At 66.3% G+C, this 21326-nt stretch carries 18 protein-coding genes and 1 tRNA gene; 8 read left to right on the forward strand and 11 right to left on the reverse strand.

The genetic code is table 11. The annotated features are described in order from the left end of the window. Positions 1–139 precede the first annotated feature (139 nt). On the reverse strand, positions 140–1000 hold the full coding sequence (gene dapD / locus LC062_RS04355) for a 2,3,4,5-tetrahydropyridine-2,6-dicarboxylate N-succinyltransferase (protein ID WP_224909820.1): 861 nt from the start codon (positions 998–1000) through the stop codon (positions 140–142). Positions 1001–1334: 334 nt separating this feature from the next. Here dapD and LC062_RS04360 point away from each other — a divergent pair, with 334 nt between their 5' ends. Then, positions 1335–2240 (forward strand): DMT family transporter, encoded by a 906-nt coding sequence (locus LC062_RS04360; protein ID WP_224909821.1) that lies wholly within the window; start codon positions 1335–1337, stop codon positions 2238–2240. A gap of 57 nt (positions 2241–2297) precedes the next feature. On the opposite strand, the gene LC062_RS04365 is transcribed toward LC062_RS04360, so the two are convergent. The 9 genes from LC062_RS04365 to rpmH all read right to left on the reverse strand — a co-directional run bounded on the left by LC062_RS04365 (position 2298) and on the right by rpmH (position 11293). Continuing rightward, positions 2298–2822: a PhnA domain-containing protein gene (locus LC062_RS04365; protein WP_224909822.1), complete on the reverse strand. Its 525-nt coding sequence runs from the start codon at positions 2820–2822 to the stop codon at positions 2298–2300. 123 nt (positions 2823–2945) lie between these two features. Next, entirely contained in the window at positions 2946–3701 is a 756-nt protein-coding gene (locus LC062_RS04370; protein WP_224909823.1) for a pyrimidine 5'-nucleotidase, read from the reverse strand. Then, complete coding sequence (gene argB, locus LC062_RS04375; protein WP_224909824.1) at positions 3698–4585, reverse strand: acetylglutamate kinase; 888 nt, start codon at positions 4583–4585, stop codon at positions 3698–3700. The genes LC062_RS04370 and argB overlap by 4 nt, the downstream gene beginning before the upstream one ends. A gap of 126 nt (positions 4586–4711) precedes the next feature. After that, entirely contained in the window at positions 4712–6952 is a 2241-nt protein-coding gene (locus LC062_RS04380; RefSeq protein WP_224909825.1) for a putative bifunctional diguanylate cyclase/phosphodiesterase, read from the reverse strand. A 171-nt stretch (positions 6953–7123) separates the two neighbouring features. Continuing rightward, the gene (yihA, locus tag LC062_RS04385) at positions 7124–7780 is read right to left on the reverse strand and encodes a ribosome biogenesis GTP-binding protein YihA/YsxC (protein ID WP_224909826.1); all 657 of its coding nucleotides are present in this window, start codon (positions 7778–7780) and stop codon (positions 7124–7126) included. 77 nt (positions 7781–7857) lie between these two features. Next, complete coding sequence (locus LC062_RS04390) at positions 7858–8505, reverse strand: CatB-related O-acetyltransferase (RefSeq protein ID WP_224909827.1); 648 nt, start codon at positions 8503–8505, stop codon at positions 7858–7860. A gap of 362 nt (positions 8506–8867) precedes the next feature. Then, on the reverse strand, positions 8868–10682 hold the full coding sequence (yidC, locus tag LC062_RS04395) for a membrane protein insertase YidC (RefSeq protein ID WP_224909828.1): 1815 nt from the start codon (positions 10680–10682) through the stop codon (positions 8868–8870). Between the two features lie 9 nt (positions 10683–10691). Further along, positions 10692–11084, reverse strand: coding sequence for a ribonuclease P protein component (gene rnpA, locus LC062_RS04400; RefSeq protein ID WP_224909829.1), 393 nt, complete (start codon positions 11082–11084; stop codon positions 10692–10694). Between the two features lie 74 nt (positions 11085–11158). Then, positions 11159–11293 (reverse strand): 50S ribosomal protein L34, encoded by a 135-nt coding sequence (rpmH, locus tag LC062_RS04405; protein WP_067220180.1) that lies wholly within the window; start codon positions 11291–11293, stop codon positions 11159–11161. 351 nt (positions 11294–11644) lie between these two features. On the opposite strand from rpmH, the gene LC062_RS04410 reads away from it, so the two are divergent. The 4 genes from LC062_RS04410 to LC062_RS04425 all read left to right on the forward strand — a co-directional run bounded on the left by LC062_RS04410 (position 11645) and on the right by LC062_RS04425 (position 15849). Next, complete coding sequence (locus LC062_RS04410; RefSeq protein ID WP_224909830.1) at positions 11645–12514, forward strand: TVP38/TMEM64 family protein; 870 nt, start codon at positions 11645–11647, stop codon at positions 12512–12514. Between the two features lie 46 nt (positions 12515–12560). Then, positions 12561–13997, forward strand: a complete 1437-nt coding sequence (locus tag LC062_RS04415; protein ID WP_224909831.1) for a dihydrolipoyl dehydrogenase family protein — start codon at positions 12561–12563, stop codon at positions 13995–13997. Positions 13998–14036: 39 nt separating this feature from the next. Continuing rightward, the gene (locus LC062_RS04420) at positions 14037–15599 is read left to right on the forward strand and encodes an ATP-binding protein (RefSeq protein WP_224909832.1); all 1563 of its coding nucleotides are present in this window, start codon (positions 14037–14039) and stop codon (positions 15597–15599) included. Positions 15600–15772: 173 nt separating this feature from the next. Then, a tRNA-Arg gene (locus LC062_RS04425) sits at positions 15773–15849 on the forward strand. 85 nt (positions 15850–15934) lie between these two features. Here LC062_RS04425 and LC062_RS04430 read toward each other — a convergent pair. Next, positions 15935–16882: a LysR family transcriptional regulator gene (locus tag LC062_RS04430; RefSeq protein ID WP_224909833.1), complete on the reverse strand. Its 948-nt coding sequence runs from the start codon at positions 16880–16882 to the stop codon at positions 15935–15937. Positions 16883–17018: 136 nt separating this feature from the next. On the opposite strand from LC062_RS04430, the gene nhaC reads away from it, so the two are divergent. From nhaC to asnB, 3 genes are all read left to right on the forward strand, one after another. Then, a complete protein-coding gene (nhaC, locus tag LC062_RS04435) occupies positions 17019–18419 on the forward strand; it encodes a Na+/H+ antiporter NhaC (RefSeq protein WP_224909834.1) in 1401 nt (466 codons plus the stop codon). Positions 18420–18489: 70 nt separating this feature from the next. After that, positions 18490–19314: a hypothetical protein gene (locus LC062_RS04440; RefSeq protein ID WP_224909835.1), complete on the forward strand. Its 825-nt coding sequence runs from the start codon at positions 18490–18492 to the stop codon at positions 19312–19314. A 146-nt stretch (positions 19315–19460) separates the two neighbouring features. Next, positions 19461–21320: an asparagine synthase (glutamine-hydrolyzing) gene (asnB, locus tag LC062_RS04445; RefSeq protein WP_224909836.1), complete on the forward strand. Its 1860-nt coding sequence runs from the start codon at positions 19461–19463 to the stop codon at positions 21318–21320. Positions 21321–21326: the final 6 nt, after the last annotated feature.

Here is a 21326-nt window from a genome sequence, read left to right on the forward strand (position 1 = left end):
GCCCCCCCCCCCCCCCCCCCCCCCCCCCCCCCCCCCCCCCCCCCCCCCCCCCCCCCCCCCCCCCCCCCCCCCCCCCCCCCCCCCCCCCCCGGCGCCGGCGCGCCGCTATCCCGTCTGCGCTATCGGACGTCCTGTCCGGTCAGTCCCGCAGGAGATCGTTGATCGAGGTCTTCGAGCGGGTCTTCTCATCGACGCGCTTGACGATCACCGCGCAGTAAAGGCCCGGTCCCATCTCCCCATTGGCCATCGGCTTGCCCGGCATGGTGCCGGCGACAACCACCGAATAGGCCGGGACTTCGCCGTAGAAGATCTCGCCGGTCGCCCGGTCGACGATCTTGGTCGACTGGCCGATGAAGACGCCCATGCCGAGAACCGCGCCCTCGCGCACGATGCAGCCTTCCACCACCTCGGAGCGGGCGCCGATGAAGCAGTTGTCCTCGATGATCACCGGGCCGGCCTGCAGGGGCTCCAGCACGCCGCCGATGCCGACACCGCCGGACAGGTGCACGTTCTTGCCGATCTGGGCGCAGGAGCCGACCGTCACCCAGGTATCGACCATGGTGCCCTCGTCGACGTAGGCGCCGAGGTTGACGAAGGACGGCATCAGGATGACGTTCTTGGCGATATGCGCCGAGCGGCGGACGATGGAGCCTGGCACGGCGCGAAAGCCCGCGTCCTCGAAGTCGATGCCGCGCCAGCCGTCGAACTTGGAGGGCACCTTGTCCCACCAGGAGGCATCGCCGGGCGCGCCGCTGATGGTTTCCATCGGATTGAGGCGGAAGGACAACAGAACGGCCTTCTTGAGCCACTGGTTGACCACCCAATTGCCGTCGGCGCCTTTTTCCGCCACCCGCGCATGACCGCGATCCAGCAGTTCGAGCGCGGCAGCCACCGCGTCGCGAATCTCGCCCGTGGTGTGCGTGTCGATCGAGGCACGGTCCTCAAAGGCGGCGTCGATGGTGGCGGCCAGCTTCGCCTGGTCCAGATTGGCGTGGTTCATGCGTGGGAAACTCCAGAAGGGATCGAAAGAAAGGGTCCGGGCGACCTAAGCCGGGCACCGGATTGAAGTCAAGGCCGCCACCTTGCGTTGACGGGGAGCAGATGTCGACACGAAAACAGGGAGGGCGAGCAGCGGCCGGCCGCAGAAAAGACCGGGAAGCGGGCGGAAAGGCACCGGGAGGCGACAGCAGGACGAATTGGCGCTATGACAGGCGCCCCACCTGAGACCGGCCATGTCGCGCCGGCTCGTTGCCCCAATCGTCCGCCTGCCTGTCGCCGACACAAGCTTGTGCCGGCGGTCTCGTCTTTCGTTCACCCCGCCTGCCGGAGCCTCCATGTCTCTCTGGATTCCGATTACCATTTTCGCCGCATTCTGCCAGAACCTGCGCTCGGCCCTGCAAAAGCACCTGAAGGGCAAGCTCGGCACCACCGGCGCCACCTTCGTGCGGTTCGGCTACGGCTTTCCCTTCGCGCTTATCTATCTGGCGGTGCTGCATTTCGGCCTGGGGTATGCGCTGCCGGAAGCGAATGGCACCTTCCTGATCGCCGGTGCGCTTGGCGGCGTGGCGCAGATCCTTGCCACCTTCCTGCTGGTGCACCTGTTCTCCTTCAGCAATTTTGTGGTCGGCACGGCCTATTCCAAGACCGAGCCGGTGCAGGCGGCGATCTTCGGTCTGGTTCTGCTGGGAGAGACGATCACCCCGGCCGCGGGTATCGCCATCGTCATTGGCGTTGGCGGGGTGGTGCTGATTTCCCTCTCCGGGGCCCGGGTGGGGCCGTCGGCGCTCCTGAGCGCGCTGACCGGCCGTCCGGCATTGATCGGACTTGCCTCGGCGGCCTTCTTCGGCATTTCCGCCGTGTGCTACCGCGCCGCGTCGCTGTCGCTCGGCGGGCCGAATTTCATGATGCAGGCGGCGGCGACCCTGGCCTTCGTCACCCTGTTCCAGACCGCGGCCATGGTCGGCTGGATGGCTTGGCGCGAGCCGGACCAGCTCAAGGCGAGCTTCGTCCACTGGCGGTCGGCGATCTGGGTCGGGCTGGTCGGTATTGCTGGGTCGGCCGGTTGGTTCACGGCGATGACGCTGGAAAAGGTCGCCTATGTGCGGGCGCTGGGGCAGATCGAACTGGTGTTCACCTTCCTGGCGTCCTGGCTGGTGTTCCGCGAGACGGTCCGCCCGCGCGAGGCGCTCGGCACGGTGCTGATCGCCTCGGGCATCGTTCTTCTGCTGCTGGGCCGCTAGGGGCAGGGCACGCCCCGCAAAAGGCGGGGCGCGCGTTGCGGCCTCATGTGGCCGCCGTCAGGCCTTTTTCACGAATTGCGTGAGAATGACGATGCGCTGCCCCTCGACGCGGCCCTCGATCTGGGTCGCATTGTCGGGCACCAGCGCGATCTTGCGCACGGCGGTGCCGCGCTTGGCGGTAAAGCCAGCGCCCTTCACGGCAAGGTCCTTGATCAGGGTCACCGTGTCGCCGGCGGCGAGCACCGCGCCGTTGCAATCCACATGCACGATGGCGTCTTCCGCGTCATCGCCCGTGAGACCGGCCTCGGCCCAGCTCAAGACGTCCGGCTCCAGATAGGCGATGTCCAGCACGTCCCGCGCCCAGGGCGCCCCGGGCAGCCCCTTGAGCAGGCGATAGGCCAGCACCTGAACCGCCGGCTCGGTGCTCCAGATCGCCTCGTTGAGGCACTGCCAATGCGGGTCGTCCTTCGGGCCTTCCTCCAGCCCGGTGCGACAGGTCTGACACAGCATCACCGTGTCCGGCCGGGGAGAGACCTCATAGGCGGTGGCATCTTCGGAATTGCAAAGGGCGCAGTGCGGCATCGGTCGTCCAATCGATAAGAAGGCGTATGTGAAGAAGGCTTGTGGCATACGCCCCGGCCGCCCTCCTGTCCATGGCGCATCTGGCCAAGGTGCGAAGGCCGAGACGCACGCGCCGCCGGCTCGTCAAGAGGAGGTCGTGCCAATCGCACCGAGGACGGCGGTCAGGAAGCCTTCAAGGTCGTCGGTGACGAAATCCACATGCGGGGCATTCGAGCCTTCCAGCTCCCAATCCTCGCGGAACACCTCGCGGGTGCCATCCGGAACCAGCAGCACCGAGCGCATTCCGAGGCGGTGCGGCACCACCAGATTGCGCGACAGATCCTCGAACATCGCCGCACGCGCCGGCGCCGCGCCGGTGCGCTCCAGGAACATGCGGTAGGTCTCAAGGTTCGGCTTGGGCATCAGGCCGGCGGCGACGATGTCGAAGATATCGTCGAAATGATCGGCGATGCCGAGCCGGGCGGCGGTGCGTTCCGCATGCGGCCGGTCGCCGTTGGTGAAAATGTACTTGCGGCCAGGCAGCCGGCCGATGGCTTCGCCGAGTGCCGGGTTGGGCTTCAGCGGCGTGTAGTCGATGTCGTGCACATAGGCCAGGAACGCATCCGGCTCCATCTTGTACTCGATCATCAGCCCGCGCAGGGTGGTGCCGTACTTCTTGTAGAAGGCCTTCTGCTTGATCCGCGCCTCATCGGGCGACAGATCCAGATGCCTGGCGACGAAACGGGAGATCCGCTCGTCGATCTGCGAGAACAGGGCCGAGGTCGCCGGGTAGAGCGTGTTGTCCAGGTCGAACACCCAGGCCTCGACCCCGCAAAAGGCCCGCAGGTCGTATTGATGGGCGTGTCGTCCCTCGTGCGGCAGGGTGGGCTCCTCGGTCATGGCCGCAGCAGCGTTCCGGCGCCCTGGTCGGTGAACAGCTCCAAGAGCACCGCATGGGGCACCTTGCCGTTGAGGATCACCACGCCTTCGACGCCGCGCTCCAGCGCCTCGATGCAGGTTTCCACCTTGGGGATCATGCCGCCGGAGATGGTGCCGTCGGCGATCAGGTCGCGGGCCTGGCCGACGGTCAGCTCCTTGATCAGCTTGCCGTCGGCATCGAGCACGCCGGGTACATCGGTGAGGAACAACAGCCGCTTGGCATCGAGCGAGCCGGCGATGGCCCCGGCAAAGGTGTCGGCGTTGATGTTGTAGGTTTCGCCATCGCCGCCGGGCGCCACCGGGGCGACCACCGGGATCAGCTCTTCCTTCATCACCAGTTGCAGCACGGTCGGGTTGACCGCGCTCGGCTCGCCGACGAAGCCGAGATCGAGCACCTCTTCGATCGCCGAGTTGGGATCGCGAATGGTCCGGTGCAGCTTTTCCGCGGTGACCAGGTTGCCATCCTTGCCGCACAGGCCGATGGCCTTGCCGCCAGCGGTGTTGATCAGATGCACCACTTCCTTGTTGATGGCGCCGGCCAGCACCATCTCCACCACCTCCACGGTGGCCTTGTCGGTCACGCGCAGGCCGTTCTTGAATTCGCTGCGGATGCCGAGCCGGTCCAGCATGGAGCCGATCTGCGGTCCGCCGCCATGGACCACCACCGGCAGGACGCCGGCAAGGCGCAGCAGGGTGATGTCACGGGCAAAGGCCTGTCCGAGATCCGCATCGCCCATGGCGTGACCGCCGTACTTCACCACCACGACTTTCTCGTTGTAGCGCAGCATGTAGGGCAACGCCTTGGCGATAACCTGGGCGGGGTTGATCGGGGCGGCTTCGGTCATGGCGAGGTCTTAGATCCCGGAAATGGAGAAACGGGCTGGTGGGCGCACGAACGGGCGCGGCCCTTCCAAATGAGCAAGACGGGCTCTATATCGCGTTTTCCCTTATGGCTCAATCATGCTCACCGGTCATCCGGTATTGGCGTGGGGCATCGGCGCGCCCGTGTGCCGCCGCGTGATCAGGGCGTCGGTCTTCTCCATCAGCCGGGGAAACTGCTCGGCCGAAACCGGCCGCGAGAAGTGGAACCCTTGCATGTCGTCGCAGCCGACCAGCGACAGGAAGTGCTGCTGCTCGTCCGTCTCGATGCCCTCGGCGGTGACCTTGAGGCCGAGATCCACCGCCAGCTTGACGATGGCATGGGTCACCGTGTTGTGATCGATGCTGTTGCCGAGGCCGCGCACGAACTGCCGGTCGACCTTGATCCGGTCGATGGCGAATTGCAGCAGGTGGTTCAGGGAGCCGAACCCGGTGCCGAAATCGTCGAGCGCCACGGAGATGCCCAGGCGCTTCAGCGCCTTCAGCACTTCGGGCAGATCACCGAGCGGCGTCAGCAGCACGTCCTCGGTGACTTCCAGCTCCAGATTCGCCCCCCGGAAACCGGTCTTGTCGAGAATCGCCTGAACCCGGTTGACCAGTCGGGGGTCGCGCACCTGTCCGGTGAACAGGTTGACCGAAAGGCGGAAGTCCCGTTTGCGGGCCTCCACCCAGGGCAAGGCCGCCCGGCAGGCGGTTTCCAGAACCCAGTACCCGACATCGACCGAATGCCGGCCCGAATCGAGCGCCGCCAGAAAGGCGCTGGGCAGCAGCCGGCCGCGTTCGGGATGGTTCCAGCGCAAGAGGGCCTCCGCTCCGACGATCCGCTGGTCGGCGAGGCGCACGATGGGCTGGTAGGTCAGGTCGAATTGTCCGGCGAGAAACGCCTCGCTCAGCTCCCGGGCCAGGGTGTTGCGCGAATCGGCCTGGCGGCGCATGCGCGGCTGAAACGCCATGGACCGCCCGCGCCCCCTGGCCTTGGCCTCGTAAAGGGCAAGATCCACGTTGCCCATGATCTGGCTGAACGAGCCGCCATCGTCCGGCAACACCGCGATGCCGAGACAACTGCCGCATTCGATCACATCGTGCTGCGCCTCGAACGGGCGGGCGATCGCCTGCAGCAGCATGGCCGCATATTCATCCACCGCGCCGCCGCGTGACAGGCTCGGGTCGAGCACGGCGAATTCATCGCCGCCGAGCCGGGCGACCACCGCCTCCGGCCCGGTGCATTCGGTCAGGCGCCGGGCCACTTCGACCAAAAGGTCATCGCCGGTGGAATGGCCATAGGTGTCGTTGACCCGCTTGAAATGGTCGATGTCGAGCAGGAAAACGGTGGCGGTGGCCCCGGTCTCCTCCCAGGCGCGGAAGGCATCGGCGATCCGTGCCTCGAAGGTGGTGCGATTGGCGACCCCGGTGAGCGCGTCGTGATGGGCCATGTGCTCCACCTCGCGCCGGGTCCGCTCCTCCTCGGTGACATCGCGGGCGGTGCCGCGATAGCCGAGAAAGGCGCCGTCCTGGGCGAACACCGGCTTGCCGCTGATCATGGTGACCCGTTCCGTGTCGCCATCGAGCCAGCGATAGCGCAGGTCGCGGAACGGTTCGTGCGCCTCCAGCAACGCCTTGTGGCGCGCCCAGAAGGCCGGACCTTCCGTTGCCGCGGACGGCGCGTCCCAGCGGGTGGTGCCGAGCATCTCGCCGGAAGGCATGCCGATGCTGCTGCGGGAGATATAGGAGAAGCGGAATTCCTCGTCCTGCTCCCAGATCCAGTCCGAGGCGATATCGAGATAGTCGCGCCAGCGCGCATCCCGCTGGCGGCCTTCCAGCACCCGCACGGTCAGCGCGGTCAGGGATTCCAGAAGCGCATGCTCGTCAGGCGTCAACCCCTCAGGCCGCACCGCCTGGTCGATCACGCACAGGGTGCCGATCGCATGACCGTCGTTGAGCCGGATCGGAAAGCCGGCATAAAACCGGTGGCCGTTGGCCACATCCACATGAGGCAGGGCGGAAAAGCGCGGATCGGTGCTGAGATCGGTGACGATCAGCGGTGCCCCGTTGCGGTAGGCCGTGCCGCAGACCGAAGTCGCGGCCGGGGTTTGCACCGTGTCGCTGCCCACGGCCGCCAGAACATGCAGCACCTCGCCCTGGGCGAAGGTGATGAAGGCTTTCTTGCAGGCGGTCAGATGGGCAGCGGTGCGAACGATGTGATCGAGATCGGCATCCGGCCCGTCGTCGACCAGTCCGAAGCCGGCAAGGTCGGTCCGCGCGACCGCCCGTCCGCGCTCCGGCAAGGTGCCGGTCGCTCCAGGCTCGCCCGATCCTCTCCCGGTCTGTCGCATACGCCTTTCCGCTCCTCGTTGCCCGTGAGCATGACCTGGATAGATTTATACCCTGTTAAATTTGACAAGATTCGGGGTCTTCGTCCAACCGGAATCCGGAGTTCCATTGCGGAATGCGTGTGAACTGATGTCCGTTTGAAGGAAAATTCATGTGAAACGCAGTATAGCGGCCTACAGCGTGCCGATTGTGTTGATTTCGGCGCGCATTTCCGCAATGCCGATCCCCTTGTCCGAAGAAGTTTCGATCACAAACGGGTGCGCCGCCGGGCGTTTGGCAATCTTCTCCAGGGTTGCCTCACGCATGCGGGCCGCCTGCGGAACCTTGATCTTGTCGATCTTGGTCAGGACGATCTGGTAGTTGACGGCGGCCCGGTCCAGCAGGCCCATCACCTCGGTATCGTTGTCCTTGATGCCATGCCGGCTGTCGATCAGCACGAACACCCTGCGCAGCCGGGCGCGGCCGCGCAGGTAGGAAAACACCAGGTCGGTCCAGGCGTCGACCAGGGATTTCGGCGCCTGGGCATAGCCGTAGCCGGGCATGTCGACCAGCGCCACCGGGCTTTCGGGCGCGCCGAAGTAGTTCAGCATCTGCGTCCGGCCCGGCGTGTTGGAGGTGCGGGCCAGGCCCTTCACCCCGGTGATGGCGTTGATGAGGCTCGATTTGCCTACATTCGACCGGCCCGCGAAGGCGACCTCGACCAGATCTTCCGGCGGCAGCTGCTCAAGCTGGGCGACGCTGGTGACAAAGCCCCAGGAGCGGCGGAACAACAGCCGTCCGGCCTCGATCTGTTCGGCTTTTTCGCGGTCGGTTTCACTGGTTTCGGTCATGCTGCATTCCGTTGCGCGCCCGGCAGGGCAAAGGCATGTGCGGGCCGTGCCGGAGCGTCTGAAGTAGGGGCTGGACGCTACGACAGGCCGGATGCCTGGCGCAGCCGGTCGAGATCCGCCCCGCGAATGGCATCGAGGTGGCGGCTGACCTTGTCAGTCGGCCAGTTCCACCAGGCGATGGCCAGCAGGGTGTCGACCGTGTCCGTGTCGAAGCGGTATCGCACAATGCGCGCGGGGTTTCCAGCAACGACCGCATAGGGCGGCACATCGGCGGCAACGGTGCTGCCCGCGCCGACAATCGCCCCGTCGCCGATGGTCACGCCCGGCATCACCAGCGCGTCGCGGCCCAGCCAGACGTCATTGCCGACGACGGTGTCGCCGCGCAGGCCTTCGCTAATGGAGGCGAAGTCGAACCCCTCCTCCCAGCCACCGCCGAAGATGTTGAACGGGTAGGTGGAAAACCCGCCCATCGCATGGTTTGCCCCGTTCATGATGAAACGCACGCCGGTGGCGAGTGCGCAGTAACGACCGATCACCAGCCGGTCGCCGATGAAGTCGAAATGATAGAGCACGTTGCGGTCCTCGAACCGGTCGGCGTGCTCGGGGTCGTGATAGTAGGTGTAGTCGCCGACCTCGATCGAGGGACGGGAGATGACGGTCTTGAGAAAGACCGTATGCGGCTCCCCGGCAAAGGGGTAGCGCGTGTTCGGATCGGGTCCATGCATGGGGTGGTCCTGACGGCTTGGACGGTCCGTCCCCGGCGCGCGCTGTGGGCCAGGGAAGGGCGGACGACATCCGACGCCGCGCGCCGGGCATCTTCAAAAGCCGGGCGGGCGTGGTGAAATGAGGAAGGTCGGCGTGCCGGGCCGGGCAAGCGCTCCGGCGACGCGGGAAGGGGCGGGAAAGCGCCCTCAGGCTGTCCTGATCATCCGCTTTCCTCCGGCAGGATCCATCATGGGGCCTTCAAGATGGCGCCGGCTTGCCCGTATCGCAAGTCCCTTGCGCGCCGCGCCTTGCGGCGGAGCCATGAAAAAAGCCCCGCGCCGGGGGCGCGAGGCTTTTGTGCAACAGGAAAGGAGCTGCTGGATCAGTCGGACTTTTCCGGCGTCGCCTTCTTCCGCGTGAAGGTGTTTCGCAGGTTGTCCCAGAGCTCCACCTTCACCCCCTGCCGGCGCATGATCACATACTGCTGGCTGATCGACAGGAAGTTGTTCCAGGCCCAGTAGATCACCAGTCCGGCGGGGAACGAGGCCAGCATGAAGGTGAACAGAACCGGCATCCAGGTGAAGATCATCTGCTGGGTCGGGTCCGGCGGGGCCGGGTTCATCTTCATCTGCACGAACATGGTGATGCCCATGATCAGCGGCCAGACGCCGAGCATCAGCATCTGCGGCGGATCCCAGGGGATCAGGCCGAACAGGTTGAACAGCGACGTGGGATCGGGTGCGGACAGGTCCTGGATCCAGCCGAAGAACGGCGCATGCCGCATCTCGATGGTGACGAACAGCACCTTGTAGAGCGCGAAGAAGACCGGGATCTGCACCAGCACCGGCAGACAGCCGGCCAGCGGGTTGATCTTCTCCTTCTTGTACAGCTCCATCAGCGCCTGCTGCTGCTTCTGCTTGTCGTCCTTGTAGCGATCACGGATTTCCGTCATCTGCGGCTGCACGAGCTTCATCTTGCTCATGGAGACGTAGGACTTGTTGGCCAGCGGGAAGAACACGGTCTTGATGGCGACCGTGACGATCAGGATGGCGACGCCGAAGTTGCCGACCAGACGGAACAGCCAGTCGATGGCGAAGAACAGCGGCTTGGTGAGGAAGTAGAACCAGCCCCAGTCGATCAGCAGCTCGAACTGCTCGATGCCGAGGTCTTCCTCATAGGCGTCGATCGTCGCCGTTTCCTTCGCACCGGCAAACAGGTGCGATGTGGTCGTCGCTTCCGCGCCCGGAGCGACCTTCAGGGCGCCGCCGAGGAAATCGGTCTGGAAATTGTCGGTCGCCTGGGAATAGGAGAACTGCGGCTGGAAGGCTTCGCCCTGGGTCGGGACCAGCGCGGCGGCCCAGTACTTGTCGGTGATGCCGAGCCAGCCGTTTTCCACCTGGTCGGGGCGGATCTTCTTGGCTTCCTGCAGATCGTCGTAGTCGATCTCGCTGAGGCCCTTTTCGCCGAAGACGCCGATCAGCCCCTCATGCAGGATGTAGAAGCCGGCGGTCTGCGGAATGCCGGTGCGGGCGATCAGGCCGTAGGGGTAAAGCTGCACGTCGGCGTCGGTGCCGTTCACGACACTTTGCTCGATCTTGAACATGTAGTTCTTGTCGATCGAGATGGTGCGCTTGAAGGTCAGGCCGGCGCCATTGTCCCAGCTCAGCACCAGCGGCGTCGTCGGGGTCAGCACCGCGCCTTCGGGAGCCTGCCAGACCGTCGCCGCATCGGGAAGCGCCACATCGGCGCCCGGATCGGCCGCAAAGCCGAAGTCGGCGTAATAGGGGGCGGGGCTGCCCTTCGGCGAGAAGAGGACGATGGTCGGGCTGTCCGGATCGACCGTCTCGCGGTAGTCCTTCAGCCGCAGATCGTCGATGCGCCCGCCGGTCAGGTTGATGGAGCCGGACACCCGCGGGGTTTCGATCCTGACGCGCGGCGCGGCGGTGAGCGCCGCCTCGCGGTTGACCGTCTGGCCTGCTGCGCCGCCGGCGCTGGGGGCGGCGGCGCCTCCGGCAGCGGGGGCGGTGCCGCCGGGCTGCGGCACGGCGCTCTCGGCGGTCGTGCCCTGCAGGGCGGCCTGCTGCTCGGCGGCTTCGCGCTGCCGCTCCATCTGCGGCTGGGCGATGAAGAATTGCCATCCCAACAGGACGATCAGGGACAGAACGATAGCCAGGATCGTATTACGGTTGTCAGCCATGATTGGCGGTCACCCTTGGTTTTTCGGGACGGTTGGGGATTTCGCCTTGTTCGGGCGCGGCCGCGGGCCGCGACGATGGCGATGGGAAGGATCGGGTGTCAGGCGCGGCTTGGCGAGGCAGTCGGCAAGGTCGTTCACCAGCGAGGTGAACTCCTGCGACAAGGCTCCGCGCCGGCCGATCAGCACATAATCCGTTCCGGCGCGAGCATTCTTGCCGGTCGCGCGGATGGCGGCGCGCAATCGCCGCTTGATTCGATTCCGCTCCACCGCGTTGCCCGTTTTCTTGGTCACGGTGTAGCCGACATGTGGCTCGCGGCCGCTTTCGGCGGCCTGAAGCACGAATCCACGCCGCGGGCTCCGGCCACCTTTCGCGGTGGCCAGGAACTCGGAGCGCTTCTTCATGGTCGGTAAGGTCTTGCTCGGCGGTTGATTGGGCACGGTCAGAAACCTCCGCCGTTCAACCGGCGCCAGACGCGTCAGGCGCTGAGGCGCTTGCGGCCCTTGGCGCGGCGACGGGCGAGAACCTGACGGCCGTTCTTGGTTGCCATGCGGCTGCGAAAGCCGTGACGGCGCTTGCGGACGAGGCGGCTCGGCTGGTAAGTGCGCTTCATTGTCTTCTTCTCCACGCGCTAAGGGCGCGTGGCCCTGATTGTCGAATTGTTTGCTGGACGATGACCGCATGTCTTTGGGACATACGGCTCCCGTGGGCGCCGCAATAATCAGCACGACCCGGTTTCGGGGGCTTATACGGGGCCGATGCAGCGAAGTCAACGAGAAGCGGCGGCTGCATATCGGTTGTTTTGCGCAAAAGACCTGCGCGAGTTCCGTCACGGGGCGGTGAGGGGCGGAACCCATGCCATCAATTCCCGGTGAAACTGCCCACAATTCCGTTTTGCTCACCTAGATTGCGGGAAAGGGGCCGGTAAACAGGTGCCGACGCAGGCAGTCAAAAGGCGATGGTCGTGGATGCGCAGGGAAACAGGGCGGAGGAGGATGCGGTGAAGGTCGATGGCACGCCAAGCGGTGCGAACGGGGTCGCGAACGGCGGTGAGGCCAATGGTCTTGATGCGCGGGAGACCACCCCGCCCGGGCGCCTGCGTCGCTGGGGGCCGCTGGCCGCCCTTCTGGCTCTGTTGGGCCTTGGTTACCTGTTCGGCTGGCATGAGCATCTCACCCTCTCCAACCTGATCCGCGAGCGCTTCGTTCTTTCGGAATTCGTATCGGCGAACATCGGGCTTGCCGCGTTGATCTACATGGCGGTCTATGTGGTGGCGGTCGCCGCGTCCTTCCCCGGTGCCTCGCTGCTCACCATTATCGGTGGCTTCCTGTTCGGCTGGCTGGTCGCCGGCAGTCTGACGGCGGTATCCGCGACCCTTGGCGCCATGCTGATCTTCCTGGCCGCGCGCAGCTCGCTCGGCTCCGCCCTGGCCGCTCGGGCCGGCCCGTCCATCAACCGACTGGCCAAGGGCTTTCGCGAGGATGCCTTCCACTATCTGCTGTTTCTGCGGCTGGCGCCGGTCTTCCCCTTCTGGCTGGTGAACATCGCTCCGGCGCTGTTCGACATGCGGCTGAAGCCCTATCTCATCGCCACCTTTCTCGGCATTCTGCCCGGCACCTTCGCCTATGCCTTCGTCGGCGCCGGTCTCGACAGTGTCATCATGGCGCAGGAACAGGCCAATCCAGGTTGCGCTGCCGCCGGCACCTGCGCCATCGACCTGTCGGCCTTCGTGACCAGGGACGTGATTCTCGCCTTTGCCGCGCTCGGGCTGGCCGCCCTCATTCCTGTCGCTGTCCGCAAATGGCGTGCGCGTGGCCGCGCCGGTGAAGAATGACGTGTTGCACCCCTGAGGCATCCTGTCCTCTGATGGAGCCTGTCCCATGTCCCGCAACCTGACCCCGGATATCTGTGTGATCGGTGCCGGTTCCGGCGGTCTTTCGGTCGCCGCCGCCGCTGCCGCCTTCGGCGTCGACGTGGTGCTGGTGGAAAAGGGGGTGATGGGCGGCGATTGTCTGAACTACGGCTGCGTGCCCTCCAAGGCGCTGATCGCCGCCGGCAAGGCGGCCCACCACGCCCGCACCAGTGCGCCCTTCGGTGTCCATGCCGAACCGGTCTCGGTCGATTTCCAGCGGGTGCACGATCATGTTCATGAGGTGATCGCCGCCATTGCCCCGCATGATTCGGTGGAGCGGTTCGAATCGCTCGGCGTGACGGTGATCAAGGCCACGGCGCAATTCGTCGACGGGCGCACCCTTGTCGCCGGCGATGCCCGCATCCGTGCCCGCCGCTTCGTCATCGCCACCGGCTCCTCGCCGGCGCTGCCGCCGATTCCCGGCCTCGACCAGGTGCCCTGTCTCACCAACGAGACAATCTTCTCCCTGACCGCCTGCCCGGAACACCTGATCGTCATCGGTGCCGGGCCGATCGGGCTGGAACTGGCCCAGGCCCATCGCCGGCTCGGTGCCCGGGTCACGGTGATCGAGGCGGAAACCGCGCTGGCAAAGGAGGATCCGGAACTGGCGGCTGAGGTGGCGGCGCAGATCCGCGCCGAGGGGGTAGAGCTTCTGGAGGGCGCGCGGGTCAACGAGGTCGCAGCGGCGGCGGACGGGAGCGGTATCCGGGTGCGTGTCAGCGACACGGCGGGAGAGCGCTGGGTGGCAGGCTCGCATCTGTTGGTGGCAACCGGGCGCCGGCCGAACACCGAGGGGCTGGGGCTCGATGCCGCCGGCGTTGCCCACGGGCCGGGCGGCATTACCGTCGGCGCCGACCTCAGGACCGGCAACCGCCGGATCTATGCCATTGGCGATGTCGCCGGCGGGCTGCAATTCACCCATGTCGCCGGCTATCATGCGGGCATCGTCATTCGCGCGTTGCTGTTTCGTCTGCCGGCCCGGCAAAACCCCGACATCCTGCCCCGGGTCACCTACACCGATCCGGAATTCGGCCATGTGGGGCTGTCGCGGGAAGAGGCGGAGGCGCGCTTTGGCGCGGGCCGGGTGCGGCAGGTCAGCGCGCCGTTTTCCGGCAACGACCGGGCGCAGGCGGAGCGCCGGACCCTTGGCGAGGTCCGGTTGATCGTCGGCCCGCGCGGGCGGCTGGTCGGCGCGGACGTGCTTGGCGCTTCCGCCGGCGAGATCGTCAACCTGTTGTCGCTGGCCATTTCCAGCGGGTTGAAGGTCCGGGATCTGGCCGGTTTTGTCTCTCCCTACCCCTCCTTGTCCGAAGCGGTTCGCCGCGCGGCGATTTCCCTTTATGCTGGTGTTCCTGAAAACCCGTGGATTCGCCGTCTCGTTCGTTTCCTTGCCCGGTTCGGGTGAGGGGAGCGGCGGCGGAGCCCAGCGGAAGGACGGCAGAGTTTGACCGCCGACGACACGACAGGCGCGCCGCAACCGGCCATCCCGTCGCCCGCGCCCGCGCCAGAGCCCGCCAAGGCCGAGGCCGCCAATCCGGAGCCCACAAGCCCGGAGCCCGCCAGTGCGGGCCCGCTCAGGCCGGATGCCGCTGGTGCCCGGCGGCGCTGGGGCGGCCTGTCGGGGCGGCTGCTCGCGCTCACCGTGCTGTTCGTGATGCTGAGCGAGGTGCTGATCTTCGTGCCTTCGGTCGCCAATTTCCGCAACACCTGGCTGAACGACAAGCTGACCATCGCCGGTGTCGCCGCGAGCGTGCTGGTCGAGGTCGACATGGTCGCGCCGGAGGTGCAGGCGGAGCTGTTGCGGGTGACCGGCGCCGTGGCCATCGCCCTTGACGGCGGCGGGCGCCGCCGGTTGATCGCCATGTCCGAGGCGCCCGGCGAGGTGCGGCGCCTGATCGACATGGGGCAGATGACTCCGGCCCGGGCGATTGCCGAGAGCTTCCGCACCCTTCTGGGCGGCGGCGGCGGGTTGGTGCGGGTGGTCGGTCCGGCGCAGATGGGGCTGGGCGGGCGCGTCGATATCGTCCTGCCGCTCGATCTTTTGCGCGATGCAATGCTGGCCTTTTCCGTGCGCATTCTGGCGCTGTCGCTGGTGATTTCGGTGATCACCGCAACGCTGGTGTACCTGTCGCTGCGCTGGCTGCTGGTGCGGCCGATGCAGCGCCTGACCCGCTCGATGGCCCGGTTCCAGGAACAGCCGGAGGATGTCGCCCGGGTGATCGCCCCCTCCGGCCGCGCCGATGAGATGGGCGATGCGGAGCGGCGTCTGGCGGAGATGCAGCGCACCCTCGCCGGCACCTTGCAGCATCAGAAGCGGCTGGCCGATCTCGGTCTGGCGGTCTCCAAGATCAACCACGATCTGCGCAATCTCCTGGCCGCCGCCCAGCTTTTTTCCGAGCGACTGGAGCAGGTGGCCGATCCGACGGTGCAGCGGCTGGCGCCCAAGATCATCGCCACTCTCGACCGGGCGGTGACCTACACCCGCTCGGTGCTGGCCTATGGCAGCGCGCGCGAGGCACCGTTGAAGCGCCGTCTGGTGCGGCTCGACATGGTGGTGGGGGATGTGGGCGAGGTGCTGCATCTGTCCACCGGCGATGCGGTGCGTTTCGAGAACCAGGTGCCGGAGGGCATGGAGATCGACGCTGACCCGGAGCAGGTGTTCCGCATTCTGATGAACCTGTGCCGCAACGCCGCCCAGGCCATGACGGCGAACGGCGGGCTGGAGGTGGTGCGCCGGATCACCGTGGAGGCGGCCCGCGCCGGCGATGCGGTGGAGATTCGCATCAAGGATACCGGCCCGGGCATTCCCCCGGTGCTGCGCGGCAAGCTGTTCCAGCCCTTCCAGTCCTCAGCCAAATCGGGCGGCACCGGTCTCGGACTGGCGATCACGGCGGAGCTGGTGCGGGCCCATGGCGGCAGCATCCGCCTCGTGGAGGGGGAGGGGCCGGGGGCGCAGTTCGAGATCCGCATTCCCGATCGCGAGCAGGGCGATACGCGCAAGCCGTAGCGGGAGTTTTGGTTATCAACAGGCAAGGGGCGATGGGCGGAAAAAAATTCGGTGGCCGCGCTTGCAATCCCCGGGGGACCGGAGTAGAGGTAGCGCCCTGTTGGGGACGCAAGTCACCCACCGCTTCCAACCCGGCCCGGCCGGAACAGATTGGAAGCACATGAAAATGGTACGCGCCCGTAGCTCAGCTGGATAGAGCACCAGACTACGAATCTGGGGGTCAGAGGTTCGAATCCTTTCGGGCGCGCCATTCTCTCCAAATCCCTGATATCTCCGATGAAAACATGTTTTGCCGCGTTGGCTCGGGGCATTTGCGCGTCCGCTCGCCGCCTTGCTCAATCGGTCAGGCGGAAATCCGCGAGCCGCGCCTCGAAATGGCCGATCTCCATGGCGGTTTCCGCCAGCCAGTGGCGGAAGGCGGGCAGGCTGTCGTTGGCGCGGGCCTGCGGATTGATCACCAGCGAGTAGCCACAGGGGCTGACGGTGCGCGGCGCCATCAACGGCACCAGCTTGCCCTCGGCAATCGCATCCATCACCAGCGAGCTGCGGCCCATGGCGATGCCCTGGCCAAGCTGTGCCAGCTCCAGCGAGATGTTCGACTGGGAATAGCGCTGGATGTCGCTCCATTCGAGTTGCACCCCGTTCGCCATGCTCCAGACCCGCCAGGTATCGACCGTATTGCGTGTTTCGTCGGTGGTCTCGCCAAGCAGCGGCAGCGTGGCGGTGCGCCGGCCCAGCTCCGCTTCGTCAGGGCTTGCGAGCAAGCCGTGCTGCCGGGCGAAGCGCGGTGCGGCCACCGGATAAAGATGCTCGGTGAAGAGGAATGCCTCGCCCGGCCGGACGGAATAGACGATGCCCACATGCGCGAAGCTGCGATCGAAATCGGTGGTGTCGATCACCGACTTGACGGTCAGCCGAACCTGAGGGTGTGCCTGCCGAAACCGGCTGAGGCGTGGCAGCAGCCAGCGCACGGAAAAGCCCGGCTGCACGGCGATCACCAGATCCGTCCCGGCGTCCCGGCTCTTTTCTTCCTCGATGGCCTGCTGGATATGGCCGAAGCCATGCCGCACCGCCTGCAACAGCCTGCGTCCGGCCTCGCTGAGGGCGACCCGCCGCCCGGTACGCTCGAACAATCGGAAGCCGACGGTCTGCTCCAGCAGCTTGATCTGCTGGCTGATCGCGCTCTGGGTCACCGACAGCTCATCGGCGGCGGCGGTGAAGCTCTCCAGCCTGGCGCAGGCCTCCAGCACCCGCAGGGCCCGCACCGAGGGAATGTTGATCATTCGGTTCTTCGCTCCGGCCGGCTGACATAATGCATTAGATATATATAATCATATTATTAGATATTGAATATTTTTTCTAACATTCTTGCGTGCTACCCCTCCCGCTCTTGTCTGTCGGAACTCAAGGGAGGGTGAGATGACCGAACCGAACAAGCTGCCCGGCTTCTTGCATGCACAGGTGACCTTTGGCGCGATCGTGGTCGTGATCGGCTATGGCCTGTTCGTGCTGGAGGCGAGCCTGCACAGTCTGATGCTGATCTGCCTGCTGATTGCCGGCGTCAGCGCCTGGATGCTCGAAAGGGGAGGGTTCGAGCCGATCCGCGATGCGATGAATGCGGGCATCAGCCGTGCCTTCGGCGCGATCTACATCTTCATCCTGATCGGCGTCCTGATTGCCGCGCTGATCCAGGCCGGGTCGGTCAGCGCGTTGATCTCCTATGGCCTGCAGGTGATTTCTCCGGCGGTCTTTCTGCCGGCCGGGCTGATCCTGTGTTCGGTCATGTCCATTGCCACCGGCACCAGCTGGGGCACCGTCGGCACCGCCGGCGTGGTGCTGATCGGCATCGGCGGCGCGATGGAAATTCCGCTGCCGCTGGTCGCCGGGATGATCGTCTCGGGCGCCTGTTTCGGTGACAAGATGTCCCCGGTTTCCGACACCACCAACCTGGCGGCGATGTCCTCCGGGACCAATCTTTATGCCCATATCCGCTCGATGACCTACACCACCGGCCCCACCTATCTGATCGTGCTGGCGATCTTCACCGTGCTGGGGCAGGGCTATGCGGCCAATCCGATGCCCGCCGAGCGGTTGCTGGAGCTGACCACGGCCCTGAACGACGCCTATGTCATCAACCTCCTGTGCCTGCTGCCGTTCGTGGTGATGATCGGCCTGAGCCTGGCGCGGGTGGCGGCGGAACCGGCAATGATGGCCGCAGCGGTGGTCGCCGTGCTGCTGGCGGTCGTCATGCAAGGGGCGGACTTCACCGCGGTGCTGAACGCGCTTTACGGCGGCGGCAAGGGCGCCACCGGGGTGGAGGCGCTGGACAGCCTTTTGTCGCGCGGCGGCATCGCCTCGATGATGTGGACCCTGTCGCTGGCGCTGATGGCATTGGCGCTCGGCGGCATCCTGCATGGCTTCGGCTTCCTGCGGGTGCTGATCACCACGGTGCTGCACCGGGTCAGATCCACCGTCGGCCTGGTCACCACCACCATCGTCTCCTGCCTCGTCGGCAACATGACCATGGGCGAGGCCTACATGACCATCATCCTGGGCGGTCAGCTGTTCGGCGAAGCCTATGACGCCCAGGAGATCGACCGCACGGTGTTGTCCCGCTCGCTGGAAGAGGGGGCGACCCTGACCACCACGCTGATCCCCTGGACCACCGGCGGCGCGTTCTTCGCCAGCACCCTCGGCGTCAGCGTCATCGACTACGCGCCCTGGGCCCTGCTGAACTGGATGAACCCGTTGCTGTCGATCCTGTTTGCCGCCTTCGGCATCGCGATCTTCCGCCGCAAGCCGGACCCGGCGCTGGCGTAACCCGCCGTTGCCGTGGCCGGCGGGAGCGCATCGCCCCTCCGGCCCGTTTGTTCCCTGAAGGAGTATCCCCATGACCGCTTCCGCCTATCCGCTGGAGCTCGACGCCCTGGTGATGACGCGCAACCTGCCGGACGATCTCATCCAGGCCATTCCGGTGCTGATGGTCAACCGGCAGGGCGACAGCGAAAACGCCTACATGCGCACGGAGAATTTCCTCGGCCATGTGGAGCCGGACCGATCCTACCGGCTGACCCTCGCCGGATTTGCGGAGGCGGAGGGCGAAGAGCCGGCGCCGCTGCCCGAGCCGGTGGAGCCGCCCCATTGCATCCTGCGCGGCACCTGGAACGAGGCTGTCGACCTGACCATCCGGGATGCCAATATCCTTGGCGGCAACGGCCGCTACACTCTGCCGGCGGGCGAGGAGGAGCTGGTGGTGCCGGTCGCCCCGGCGACCGCTGAAAACCTGGCCTATTACGGCAGCCAGTTGCTGAAGCTGGGCGAGGTGACCCGCTTCGTCTCCCGGGACAATCTGCCGGTGACCATCACCTCGGTCGGTCGGGACTATCCGGAGGGCTACCTGCTGCGGCCGGAAAAGGGCGGCGGTGCCTATCTGGAGGTGCATGACCGGCCGCATTTCCACATGCCGCTGGAAGAGGACGCCGGCGGCTACCTGATCATCGGCAAGCGGGACGCGGACGGCGTGCAGCGGGTCTCAGCCTTCCAGGTGCCGTTCGGCTATGGCATCCACATGGCGCCCTGGGCGATCCACAGCGATGCCTATCTCGTCGGCCGCTACATGGTGATCTATTCGGCAACGCCCGAATTCTCCACGGTGATCCTGCGCAAGGGCGATGGCAGCCTCGCCCCCGTTGCCTTTCGCGACGAGAACGCCTGACCATTCCCATACCCTCGCCCATGGATGGGGCCGGCTGGCTGCGCGAATTTGCCCTTGCGTCAGCGGTGATATGCAACCAATGATAGGCGCATCTCGTTGTTGCTCGCGATAGCTCCGGAGCGTCGCAGGCGAAAGCTGGAGCCGTCATGGGTGGTCTGGTGGGCTGGGTGGATTTTCGCGGCGGATTGGCCGGGCAGGAAGCGCTTCTGCGCCGCATGACCGCGACGCTGGCCCACCGGGGGCCGGATGGCCAGGACGTCTGGTTGTCCGATCACGCCGGGCTCGGCCACTGCCGCCTTGCGGTGGATGAGGGGCATGGCGCCGCGCAGCCCATGTGCCTTGGTGCCGGCGATGGAGAGGCGCTGGTGGTCGGCGTTCAGACCGGCGCGCTCTACAATCATGAAGAGCTGCGGCGGGATCTGGAGCAGCGCGGCATTCGCTTTTCCGGACTGTCCGAAACGGAAGTTCTGCTGCGGGCCTATCGCCAGTGGGGCGCCGATTTCATCGACCGGCTGGACGGCATGTTCGCCTTCGCGATCTGGGACGCGGGCCGGCGGCAGCTTCTGCTCGGGCGTGACCGGTTCGGCATGAAGCCGCTCTACTATCATGCCTTGCCGGACGGTCTGCTGTTCGCCAGTGAGCCCAAGGGCATCATGGCGCATCCGCGCTTCGTTCGCCGGCTCGATCTCGACCGGCTGCTGATGGTGTTGCAGCCGCGTCTGGCGCTTCCTGGTGAGACCCCGCTTGCCGGGCTGCAGGAGTTGCCCGCCGCTTATCTCCTGACCGTGACGGAAGGCGGAACCGCGACCCGGCGCTACTGGCGGCTGGTCAGCGCGCCCCATGGCGATGATTTCGCGGCAACGGCGGGCCGGGTGCGCGGCCTGCTGGAGGACAGCGTTGCCCGGCAGGCGGGAGCGGGCGCGGCGCTCGGCGCCATGCTCTCCGGCGGGATCGATTCCACCTCCGTTGCCGCGCTGGCCTCGGCCGCGCGCCGGCGGCAGCGGTCGGATGCTTCGCTTTCCACCTTTTGCCTGCGCTTTGGCGGCGATGCGGCGCATTTCCAGCCGACCGAGCTGCGCCCGGATGTGGATGCGCCCTTCGCGGCGGAGGCGGCCGCGTTCCTTGGCTGCCGCCATGAAAGCGTGACCGCCGCCGCCAGCGATCTGCTGGCGGTGATCCCGGCCACCCGCCGGGCGCGCGACCTGCCGGGCTGGGGCCAGTTCGATGCCTCCATGTATCTGCTGTTTCGTCAGATGCGCCGCGACTGCAAGGTGGCGCTGACCGGCGAGGCAGCGGATGAGATCTTCGGCGGCTACCCGCATTTCTTCAAGCCGGAGGTGCTGAAGGCGCCGGGCTTTCCCTGGATGGGGGATGGGCCGAAGCTCTCCGCCTGTCTGTCGCCGGAGCTGACCGCGCGGCTCGACCCGGTTGCGGATGAAGCCGCCCGTCTCGATGCGGTGCTGGCCGATGTGCCGCGCCTTGCCGGCGAGGATCCGGCCGAGGCGCGCGTGCGCGAGGTGCTCTATTGCGGCATGGCCGGGCCCTTGTCGGTGATCCTCGACCGCAAGGACCGGATGAGCATGGCGCATGGGCTGGAGGTGCGCGCGCCGTTTTGCGATCACCAACTGGTGCAATATGTGTGGAACGTGCCCTGGGCGATGAAGGCGCGCGGCGGCGTCAAGGGATTGCTCAAGGCCGCCGTTGGCGATCTGTTGCCGCAAAGCACGCTGACCCGGAAGAAGAGCGCCTACCCGCATGTGCAGGACCCGGAGTACGACCGGGCGCTGTTGCACGAGGCACACCGGCTCGCCAATGATCCGGGCTCGGTGATTGCCGGCCTGTTCGACACTGACCGGCTCAATGGGCTGATCGCCGCTGTCGGTCATGACCCCGCTGGCGCCATGCGCGCGCGCGCCTTTCCCGGAGGATCGAGCGCGCCGCATCTGTTGATTCAGCTTGTGGAGCTGGGGCGCTGGGTCGAGGATTACGGGGTTTCGCTGGGATAGGCGATC

Source organism: Stappia indica, assembly GCF_020177335.1.
GTDB classification, from domain to species: domain Bacteria; phylum Pseudomonadota; class Alphaproteobacteria; order Rhizobiales; family Stappiaceae; genus Stappia; species Stappia indica_B.